The organism is Streptomyces phyllanthi (assembly GCF_009377205.1).
Classification (GTDB): Bacteria; Actinomycetota; Actinomycetes; order Streptomycetales; family Streptomycetaceae; genus Streptomyces; species Streptomyces phyllanthi.
This window is the reverse complement of record NZ_VJZE01000334.1, coordinates 1-10,360: the sequence shown is the minus strand read 5'-3', so window position 1 is coordinate 10,360 and position 10,360 is coordinate 1. Positions and strand designations below refer to the sequence as shown.

General features: G+C 71.2%; 7 protein-coding genes. 5 read left to right on the top strand and 2 right to left on the bottom strand.

From position 1 onward, the window contains the following. Positions 1-510 precede the first annotated feature (510 nt). The 3 genes from FNH04_RS32935 to FNH04_RS32925 all read left to right on the top strand — a co-directional run bounded on the left by FNH04_RS32935 (position 511) and on the right by FNH04_RS32925 (position 4,579). Positions 511-2,091, top strand: coding sequence for an acyl-CoA mutase large subunit family protein (locus FNH04_RS32935; protein ID WP_152789519.1), 1,581 nt, complete (start codon positions 511-513; stop codon positions 2,089-2,091). Positions 2,092-2,180: 89 nt separating this feature from the next. Continuing rightward, a complete protein-coding gene (locus FNH04_RS32930) occupies positions 2,181-3,167 on the top strand; it encodes a glycosyltransferase family 2 protein (RefSeq protein WP_322724517.1) in 987 nt (328 codons plus the stop codon). Beyond that, positions 3,164-4,579 carry a polysialyltransferase family glycosyltransferase gene (locus FNH04_RS32925; protein WP_152789517.1) on the top strand — a complete coding sequence of 472 codons (1,416 nt, stop codon included), beginning with the start codon at positions 3,164-3,166 and terminating at the stop codon, positions 4,577-4,579. Before FNH04_RS32930 ends, FNH04_RS32925 begins: the two co-directional genes overlap by 4 nt. Positions 4,580-4,691: 112 nt before the next feature. On the opposite strand, the gene FNH04_RS32920 is transcribed toward FNH04_RS32925, so the two are convergent. After that, positions 4,692-5,807, bottom strand: a complete 1,116-nt coding sequence (locus FNH04_RS32920) for an acyltransferase (RefSeq protein ID WP_152789516.1) — start codon at positions 5,805-5,807, stop codon at positions 4,692-4,694. A gap of 232 nt (positions 5,808-6,039) precedes the next feature. Here FNH04_RS32920 and FNH04_RS32915 point away from each other — a divergent pair, with 232 nt between their 5' ends. Together FNH04_RS32915 and FNH04_RS32910 are read left to right on the top strand one after the other, a co-directional pair. Beyond that, entirely contained in the window at positions 6,040-7,284 is a 1,245-nt protein-coding gene (locus tag FNH04_RS32915) for a tetratricopeptide repeat protein (RefSeq protein WP_152789515.1), read from the top strand. Then, on the top strand, positions 7,281-9,479 hold the full coding sequence (locus tag FNH04_RS32910; RefSeq protein WP_152789514.1) for a polysaccharide pyruvyl transferase family protein: 2,199 nt from the start codon (positions 7,281-7,283) through the stop codon (positions 9,477-9,479). The genes FNH04_RS32915 and FNH04_RS32910 overlap by 4 nt, the downstream gene beginning before the upstream one ends. A gap of 68 nt (positions 9,480-9,547) precedes the next feature. Here the strand turns inward: FNH04_RS32910 and FNH04_RS32905 are convergent. Then, the coding region (locus FNH04_RS32905; RefSeq protein ID WP_228031751.1) for an alpha-2,8-polysialyltransferase family protein at positions 9,548-10,360 on the bottom strand (813 nt) is incomplete at its 5' end.

The following is a 10,360-nucleotide window of genomic DNA, read 5'->3' as shown; positions in this document are numbered from 1 at the left end:
GATCTGGGGGAGGGGGACGCGCTCGGCGGGTCGCCGGCGCCGGCCTTCCCGTCCGCCACGCTCTTCCCGCCGCCGGAGCCGCCGCTCCCGCTGCTTCCGTCCGTGTCACCGCTCGGTGTGGCCGTGACATCGATGCGTACCGGCCGGTTCTGGTCGCCGGTCACACGCACCGCCTGGGCCGAACATCCGCCTACCGTGATGAGTGCCGCCAGTGCGGCAACCGATCTCCGCATGTCCCTGGTACGCATTTCGGCCCCCCGTGTCTCACCGTGCCCCTGCGCGGATGTCCGACCGGATGTACGACCAGACGTCCGGTCGTGTCACCTGAGATGCTCCCCGGGCGTGAAAGGTTGCGAACCCGGGGGCATGGTGGTGAACGGGGTGGGTCGGCGGACCCTGTGAGCAAGCTCCCAGCGTGCGCCCCTCCACCGGGCGCACGGCCGCCGCTACAGTCCGTCGGCGAGGGTCGTTCGTACTAGCGAGTAACCAAGCAACGCGGAGGCACAGACCATGGCGCGCGAGTCGGAGTCCGGACTGCCCATCGAGCCGGTGTACGGTCCGGACGCCCTGGAAGGCTGGGATCCGGCGGAGAAGCTGGGCGAGCCGGGGGCGTACCCCTTCACGCGTGGCGTCTACCCGTCGATGTACACCGGCCGTCCGTGGACGATGCGCCAGTACGCCGGTTTCGGTACCGCCACCGAGTCGAACGCCCGGTACAAGCAGCTGATCGCCAATGGAACGATGGGCCTGTCGGTCGCCTTCGACCTGCCCACGCAGATGGGCCACGACTCCGACGCGCCGATCGCGCACGGTGAGGTCGGCAAGGTGGGTGTGGCGATCGACTCGATCGACGACATGCGGGTGCTGTTCGGCGGGATCCCGCTGGACAAGGTGTCCACGTCGATGACGATCAACGCCCCGGCGGCCCTCCTGCTGCTCCTCTACCAACTGGTCGCGGAGGAGCAGGGCGTCAGCGCGGACAAGCTGACCGGCACGATCCAGAACGACGTGCTGAAGGAGTACATCGCGCGCGGGACGTACATCTTCCCGCCCAAGCCCTCGCTGCGGCTGATCGCGGACATCTTCAAGTACTGCAGGGCCGAGATCCCGAAGTGGAACACGATCTCGATCTCCGGCTACCACATGGCGGAGGCGGGCGCGTCCCCCGCGCAGGAGATCGCGTTCACGCTGGCCGACGGCATCGAGTACGTGCGCACGGCGGTCGCGGCCGGGATGGACGTCGACGACTTCGCCCCGCGCCTGTCGTTCTTCTTCGTGGCCCGGACGACGATCCTGGAGGAGGTCGCCAAGTTCCGTGCCGCCCGCAGGATCTGGGCGCGGGTGATGAAGGAGGAGTTCGGCGCGAAGAACCCCAAGTCGCTGATGCTGCGGTTCCACACCCAGACGGCCGGCGTGCAGCTGACGGCACAGCAGCCGGAGGTGAACCTGGTCCGTGTCGCCGTCCAGGGCCTGGCGGCGGTCCTCGGCGGCACCCAGTCCCTGCACACCAACTCCTTCGACGAGGCCATCGCGCTGCCCACGGACAAGAGCGCGCGCCTCGCCCTGCGGACGCAGCAGGTGCTGGCGTACGAGACGGACGTGACGGCGACGGTGGACCCGTTCGCGGGCAGTTACGTCATCGAGAAGATGACCGACGAGGTCGAGGCCGCGGCCGTGGAGCTGATGGCCAAGGTCGAGGACCTCGGCGGCGCGGTCAACGCCATCGAGCACGGCTTCCAGAAGAACGAGATCGAGCGCAGCGCCTACCGGATCGCCCTGGAGACGGACTCCGGCGAGCGGGTCGTGGTGGGCGTCAACCGCTTCCAGCTCGACGAGGAGGAGCCGTACGAGCCCCTCCGGGTGGACCCGGCCATCGAGGCGCAGCAGGCGGAGCGGCTGGCGAAGCTGCGCGCGGAGCGCGACCAGGCGGCCGTCGACGCGGCCCTCGACGACCTGCGGGAGGCGGCGAAGGGCACGGACAACGTGCTGTACCCGATGAAGGACGCGCTGCGGGCCCGGGCGACGGTGGGCGAGGTGTGCAACGCGTTGCGGGAGGTCTGGGGGACTTACGTGCCGAGCGACGCGTTCTGATCCGGGGGCCACGGAACTTACGCCCGGCATTCACCAGGATGTAGTCCTGCGGTCACTGGGGGCCGATGAACCCGTGCCAGAGTGGCCCGGTGTTCAAGCTTTCTGTCATCGTCCCCTGCCACAACGTCCAGCGGTTCGCACCGGACACCGTGCGCAGCCTCGCCGCCAACGCGGGGCCGGGCACGGAGTTCATCCTCGTGGACGACTGTTCGACGGATGCGACGGGAGAGGTACTCGACCGCGCCGTGCGCGAGCTGCCGCAGGCCAGAGTGATCCGGCACGAGACGAACCAGGGCATCGCCCAGGCCCGTAACACGGGGATCGAGGCGGCGCGCGGTGAGTACCTCACCTTTCTGGACGGCGATGACTGGTACGCGCCGGGTCATCTGGCCGACCTCGTGCGCGTCATCGAAGAGCTGGGCTGCGACTTCGTGCGCACCGATCACGTGCAGTCCACCGGGACCAAGCGCACGGTGCGGCGCGCCCCCGCGCGCAGACGGGACGCGGTGCTCGACGCCCGGGACGGCATCGCACCGGCCCACATGATGACGATGGTCGACTATCCGTTCGTCTGGGCCGGCATCTACCGGCGCGAACTCTTCGAGGACGGCGCCGCCGGCGGCGCTCTGCGCTTCGTGCCGCAGCTGCGCACCGCCGAGGACCGGGTGTTCACCTGGCAGCTCCACCTACGGGCGAGGACCTTCGCGTCCGTCGGGCTGCTGGGAGTGTTCTACCGGCGCGGGATCACCACCTCGCTGACCCAGATCAGCGACGCCCGGCAGCTCGACTTCATCCCGGCGCACGACCTCGTCCTGGAGGAGGTCATGGCCCACCCCGAGGCCGAGCGCTACCTTCCCAAGATCGTGCGGACCTACTGCGCCATGATCGCGTTCCACGCGGCCAAGGCGGACGAGTACGAGTCCGCTGTCGCACGGCAGTTGAAGCAGGAGTCGGCGGCGGCCCTGCGCCGGATGCCCTCGCGGGTACTCGAGGACACCCTGGCGAGCATCGACGAAGAGCGGAGAAAGGTGCTCCGGCGGCTGCTGGGCGGGGCACGGAAGGCGGCGCGGATATGAACGAGGGCACCCGGACGCGGACACAAGGGCCGGCGCTCACCCAGATCTTCGAGGTCTCGACGCTTTACGGGGCGGCGACACTCGCCGCCGCGCTGGACGCGGGCCAGTTCGGCCCGGCGGCCCGGGCGCACCGCGTCCTCCTCGTCTCCAACAACGCCGCCGTCCCGGAAACAGCCGCCAAGCTGTCAGGAATGACCGGCTGGCAGCGGATCGCCGCCCGCTTCGACGCCGTCGTCGACTGGAACGACACCATCCGCCCGCACCACCCCAGTGGCTGGCGCCCGGCGGAACACGACGCTCCCGTGCTGGAGCGGCTGCTCCGCGACGCCTGGAAGCTCGGCGACGGACCGGTCGAGCTGGTGGTGGAGTCGGTCCATGTCAATCCTGCGGCCGCGCTCGCCACCGTCTTCGCCGAAGCCAATGTGCACGTGTACGCCGACGGACTGATGAGCTACGGCCCCACCCGGGAAACGCTGCCGGCCGGCACCGCCTGCCGGATTCAGCGGCTGCTCCACCTCGACCTGGTGCCGGGCCTGCGCCCCCTGCTGCTCTCGGAGTACGACGTCCCCTCCGAGCTGGTGCCGAACGAGGCGTTCCGTGCCGTCCTCAGCGAGATCAGCGCGGAGGCCGGGACCGACGCCCGTCTGGACCCGGCGGCGGAGCACGCACCGACCGCGGTGATCCTCGGCCAGTATCTGGCCGCACTGGGCATCCTCACGCCGGCCGAGGAGGAATCACTGCACGAGCGGATGCTGCGCGGAGCAGCCGCGGCCGGGCACCGGGCGATCCTCTTCAAACCGCATCCCACCGCTCCGGTCCGCTACTCGAGGGTGCTGGAGAAGGCGGCGGCCGACGCCGGAGTGCACCTGAGCGTGCTCGATACGCCGATGCTCGCCGAGACGGTCTTCGACCGGTGTGCCCCCGAGCTGGTGGTGGGCTGCTTCTCCACCGCGATGCTGACGGCGTCCGTCTACTACGGGGTGCCGATCGCCCGGGTCGGGACCGAGCTGCTGCTGCAGCGGATCACCCCTTACCAGAACAGCAACCGGATTCCGCTCACCATCGTCGACGCCCTGGTACCGCCTCTGGAGGGACCGGAAGGACGGGACACCGTGGGAGAGGTGATCGCCGGGCGGCAGGAAGAGGTGTCGGAACGCATCGCCCCGCTCGTGCGGACCGTTGGGTACTGCATGCAGCCGACGATCTACGCCCGGCTGCGCGAGGACGCCGAAGCGTGGCTGACACGGCGTCTGGACGACGACACCGCGGGATACTTCAAAAAGCGTCGCCTGACCGCGCTGCAGCTGCCCGGTGGTTTCTCCCCCGGCCTGGTGCGCCAGATGCCGGGCACGGGCGCGGCACTGCGGGTCGCACGCAGGGTGAAGCGCGCCGCCATGAATGCCAAGCGCTGAGGGGTTGTTGCCACGCGCTGAGGGGTTGTTGCCACTGTGCCCGCCCGGGCGACCCGGGCGGGCACAGTGGCAACACGTGATGATCGCTGCCAGGTTCCCCTGGCCCGTCCCGCTACCCCAGGAAGCGGCGCAGCCCCAGCCGTCCCCACAGCAGGCTCGCGGCGTACGACAGGACGATGGTGCCAAGCACCAACCCCACCAGGAGGGCCGCGGCCACCGGCCCGCTGAGATCGGCCGAGACCAGCGGGCGGACCAGCTCTTCGACGAAGACGACATGCACCATGAACGCGCCCAGCGACGCCCCGGCCAGCTTGGTCAGCGCCGGACGCAGCCGCTCCGGGATGCGTACCCGGCTGACCAGGAGCAGCACGCACGCCGACAGCACGGCGACGAACAGATGCGCGTTGGGGATGACGTACTTGACCTGGGTGTCGTACCAGAGGCATCCGGCGATGGCGGCCAGAATCACCGGCACCAGCAGCCAGCGGTGCCGGCGCGGCACGCCGGTCGGCAGGGCGAACAGCAGCGCGCCGAGGAGGGCGTACACCACCGAGTAGGTGCCGAAGCCCCAGCCGACGGCGGGCGCCTCCCAGCCGGTCACCTCGCGCGCGGTGGTGAGCACGGTGGGCACGGTCGCGACGGCCAGGAGGGCCGCGCCCAGCCCCCAGGGGCGCTGGCCCGCCTTGACCAGCAGGGCGAAGGAGAGCGCCATGACGATGGGGATGTACGCGTACATGAACCACAGGTGGTACGCGGGCTGCACCGAGCCGAAGACCGAGTCCACGGCCAGATCGGTGACAGGATCCTCGTTGCGGCCACGCAGCCAGGCCCACGCGAGATAGCAGCCGGTCCACACGACCAGGGGCAGGCCGTTGCGTATGATCCGCTGCCGGACCTGCCGGCCGTCCCGTGGCGGAGCACCCACCAGTACCGCCCAGCCCGCCATGGCGAAGAACATCGGCACCGCGAACTGATTGGCCGCGTCGGCGATATGGCCGACCCAGTAGGCGCCCGGACCGTTGGCTTCCCGCCGGTCGACGGCGCTGATGAAGGCCCCTCCGACATGCCCCAGGATGACCGCGCAGGAGCAGATCAGCCGCATCAGGTCGATGTCGTGGCGATGTTCCCGCCCACCGGCGCGCGGTGCCGGGACAGTGTGCACGGTGGGCAGCGAGCTGCCGCTGGATGCCGCCTCGGTCGGGGCGGCGGAGGCAGAGTAGGGAGTCATGACGCCATTCGGGGATCCGGGAGCGGGACTCGTGCATATATAGCGCGCCCCCGGCGGCCGTTCGCCCTCGGGAAGGAGTCATTCCGGTGAACAGGGGGAGGCTTGGTGCTGACTCCACCGGCTCGCATGGCGAGGTTCCACGACTGTTCACCCGCGGTACACGTTCGAGCCTTCCGCGCCACTCGTGCGCTCGGGCACAGTTCGGTTCTCCGGTGCCAGATGGTGGAGAAGGATGAAACAGATGATGGCGCGGCTGCTGACGCCGGGCTCGCGAGCAGCCGGCTTTGCGCGGCGGCAGCGCCTGTGGGACGCGTGCACGGACCACTGCACGGCGTATCTCGCCGCTCTCGACGGGACGGATGACGGTGGGCGCGTACGGCTCGCGGCGGCGTTGGGGACGCTGCTGGCCGCCCACCGTACCCAGGACAGTGATTCCGTGGCGGCCTTCGACGCCTTGCTGAGGGCGGGCAACCGCGCTGTCGCGGCGGGCGAGGAGCCGGAGCTGCGACTGGCCGTGCAACTCGCCGATACGGCACTGGGGCTGCGCGGCAAGTCCAGGGGCGCCTGGCGGCTGCGCGCGCGGGCCCTGGACGCGCTCGGCCTGAGCAGGCAGGCGGCCGAGGCGTACGAGCGGTGTCTGGCGCTCTCCCCCGAGCCGGACCCGGAGCTCACGGCCCGCCTGGCGGTGCTGCGGGAGCAGCAGGACGTGCTGGCCGAGGCAGTCGCACTGCTGCCGGCCGACAGCCCGGGGGCCCGGGCCTTCGCCGAGGCGGTGGCGGAAGACCGGTCTCCGGAACGGGTACGGGCCGCCTTCACCGGCTGCATGGGCTCCGCCCTTCGGGAACGGGACGCCGCCGACCCGGCCGTACGGCGACTGGCGGCGCTCTACGCGGCCCACTGCCGTCTGCAGGAGCGGGGCCGGATGCCCGACCCCCTGCTCGGCGGGAGCGGCCCGTTGGGGATCGCCGACTTCCGCAACCAGCTGGCGGGGCGGTCGGTGTGCGTGGTGGCCGACGGCGCTTTCGGCGGTGACACCGGGCCCTACGACGTGGTGATCCGCTGCGACGACTACCGCGGCGACCGGGCCGGCGCCGACGGCAGGCGGACCGACGTGCATGCCGTGTCCACCGCCGGCCGTGCCTGCTGGGACCAGCAGGTGCGGATCCGACTGGTCTTCGGCGAATCCGGCAAGCAGTGGCACGAGGCGGTGCGCCGCCTGGTGCCCGGCGCGCAACGCCATGCGGGGGACAGCAGCCTGCGCAGACCGCTGTCGGACCCCGCCGTGCTCGGGGAGAGCGGCTGGGGCACGGCACCGAGCACCGCGTTCACGGTGCTCCGCTTGCTGGACTTCCTGGATGTCAGCCCGCGCATCGATCTGATCGGCTCCAGCCTGCCCGGTCCCCTGCGACCGGCGGAGCGGGACTGGGTCATGGCACGGGCGACCAGCGGTACCGAGACGAGGATCGCTCTGCGATGAACACCAACCCGACCGGCAAGCGGCGGATCGCCTTCGCCTGCCACGTGGACGAGGGCAGGCTGCCCGGTCTGCTCGCGCTGCTGCGCAGCCTGGCGCTGTCCAACCCGGGAGTGTGCGAGGACTTCGTGGTCCTGCACCCCGGCCTGTCCGAGGACGCCCTGGCACCGGCCCACCGGTTGCACCCGCGCGTTGTGGCGCGCCGGGCGGACCGGCGGCTGGACATCTTCCGGATCGACGACTACGACACCGTCATCGCCCTGGACCCCGGCATGATCGTGCGGGGCGACATCACCGAGCTGATGCGGATGCGGTACGGGATAGGGGCCGTCCTGGAGGAACGGGACGACGGGAAGCAGGTCGTCCGGAGCGGCGGCCCACTGGTGATACAGCGCGAGTGGCTGAGCCGGGCCACCGCCCCGGAGTCCTTGGAGCAGATACCGGACAGCGTGTTCGTCCGCCTCGGCACACGCTACGACTTCCCGGTGAGCCGCCTGCGGGACGACGTCCCGGTCCCGGAGCACGCCGCCATCGTGCGATTCGCCGCGGACCACCGGCCCTGGCAGGAGGAGCGGGACGGTTACCGGCCCGCCGAGCAGGCCTGGCGCAGGTTCGACCTGGACGACGAGGCATTCTGGGCCGAGTACTGTGCCCTGCCCACCGGATCCCAGCACCCCGAGCTGCTGACGCACTGCGTCACACCGCTGCTGGAGCGCCGGCCCACGGTCGACCTGGCCCGCACGGCGGCTCTGGCCCACCGGGCGCAGGGCCGCTACGAGGCGGCCGTCGAGGCCCTGACCGGCGTGACGGCCCAGGCCAACCAGCCTCGTTTCCACGAGACGCTGGGCGCCGCGCTGATGGCGGTCTCCCGCTACGACGAAGCCGAGACGCACCTGCTGCTGGCGACCGCCTCGCCCGAGGTCGCGCCGAAGGCGTTCGCCCAGCTGGCCCGGCTGGCGTGGCTGCGCGGCGCGGACGACCAGGCTCGCGCCTACGCCCGACAGGGGCTGGACGCCGAGCCACTGCACCGTGGCTGTCACGCGTTGTACACCAGGGAGCCCTACCAGCTGGAGTCGGCGGCCCCGGACGGAGAGAGCCACGCGGCCGACCCCGCTGAACAGCTGGCCCACGTGGCGATGTACTCCACCGGGCAGGAGAACGCGGGCGACAAGGTGCTGCCCGAGGCCGTACGGCTGTGCCTGGACACCGACACCGGGCCGCGCCGCTGGCACTCCGTCCACGTACACCGGCTCTTCGACGAGGCCGCCGTGGCGGACGTCAATGCCCGGCGCGGTCTGATCGTCGGCGGCGGAGGGCTGTTCCTGCCGGACACCTGGCCGAACGGCAACAGCGCCTGGCAGTGGAACGTGCCGGACGCCATGCTGGCCCGGATCACCGTGCCGCTGGCGGTCTTCGCGGTCGGCTACAACGTCTTCGACGGGCAGGCCGACCAGCGCAGCCGGTTCACCGAGAGCCTGCGAACCCTGGTCGAGCGGTCGGCCTTCTTCGGCCTGCGCAACCGCGGCTCGGTCGAGCGGGTCCGGGAGATGCTTCCGGCGGAGCTCCGGGACCGGGTGCGCTACCAGCCCTGTCCCACCACGGTCACCCGGCAGCTGACTCCCGGCTGGACCGACGCGGAACAGCGCGAGGACACCGTGCTGATCAACTGTGCCTACGACCGTGCGGGGCTGCGCTTCGGCCACGACTACGGGCACTTCCTCGATCAGATGGCCACCGCCGTGCGCACGCTGCGCCGCCACACCGACGTGCGCTACGCCCCGCACACGCTGGAGGACGAGCGGTTCGTGCACGACCTGCGCCGTGAACACGGCCTCACGCTGCCCGTGGAGCCGCTGTACGACGCCTCGAACAGCGAGGTGCGCGACGTTTTCCGGCGGGCGAAGCTGGTCATCGGGATGCGCGGCCACGCAGGGATGATCCCCTTCGGCTGCGGCACCCCCGTCATCAGTCTGATCTCGCACCCCAAGATGGCGTACTTCCTCTCGGACATCGGCCGTCCCGAGTGGGGCATCTCGGTCCACGACCGCGATCTCGGCCCCGTACTCACCGAGCGGGTCCTGGCGATACTCAAGGACCACCAGTCCGTGGTGTCCGATGTGCTGCGGCTGCAGCAGCAGCTCTGGGCGGTCACCCGGGCCAACGTGGCGGAACTCAAGTCCCTCTTCGGGACCGGATGACCCACCCGGCCCGGCCGCCGGCCGGAGCCGGAGCACTCGGCCGCCTCCGCATCCCCGTACTCCTCCTCTCAGCCGAGCGCTCGCCACATCCTGCGCAGCGTGCGCCGGGCCCCGGGGAAGCGCCGTAGCGCCCGCGCGACGCCGGGGATCCGAGCGAGGCTGCTCGGCAGTCGCAGCGCCCGTGCGACACCAGGGAGCCGGATGACGCGGAGGCCGCCGGGCAGCTGGAGGGCGGTGAGCCGGCGGCGGGTGACGTACGGCGGCCTGGCGATGTCCGGGTGAGCGGCCAGCCAGGCCTCGGCCTCGGGGCGCAGCCGGGCGTGTGCCTCGGACTGCATGCAGTAGCCGACGGCTGTCAGCAGTCCGCTGAGGTGGGCGATGTCCCGGGTAGGCGCTTCGCCGCCGAGTTCGGGGACGACGGCGTCGACGATCGTCGCCGGCACGCGGTTGCTGTTCTCGTACGGCGTCAGGCGTTCCAGCAGCAGGTCGGTGCCGGTGCGGGCCACCGGGATCCGGTAGCAGGTGGCGGCGGTCAGCAAGGCGGTGGAGAAGCAGCTGATGACCAGCTCGGGCTGCAGCAGTCCGTACAGCGACTCGGCCAGCATGGGCTGGTCCAGGACCGTCAGGCTGACCCCGGCGTCGGCGGCGGCCTTCTCCAGCGCCTGGTTGTAGCGGGCGGGCGCGGTCGGGTGCGGCTTGAACAGCACGCGGCGGTGGCCGGCGGCCGCGGCACCGCGCAGCATCCGCTCGTGCAGCCGTTCCTCCTCCGCCTCGGTGAGAATGCCGATCGCGGCCAGGTACTGGCCCAGGACGATCGCCGTGGGCGGGCCCTGCGGGGTCGCGGGCAGCGCGGGGGCGGCCTGGGTGAGCTCGTCCAGCAC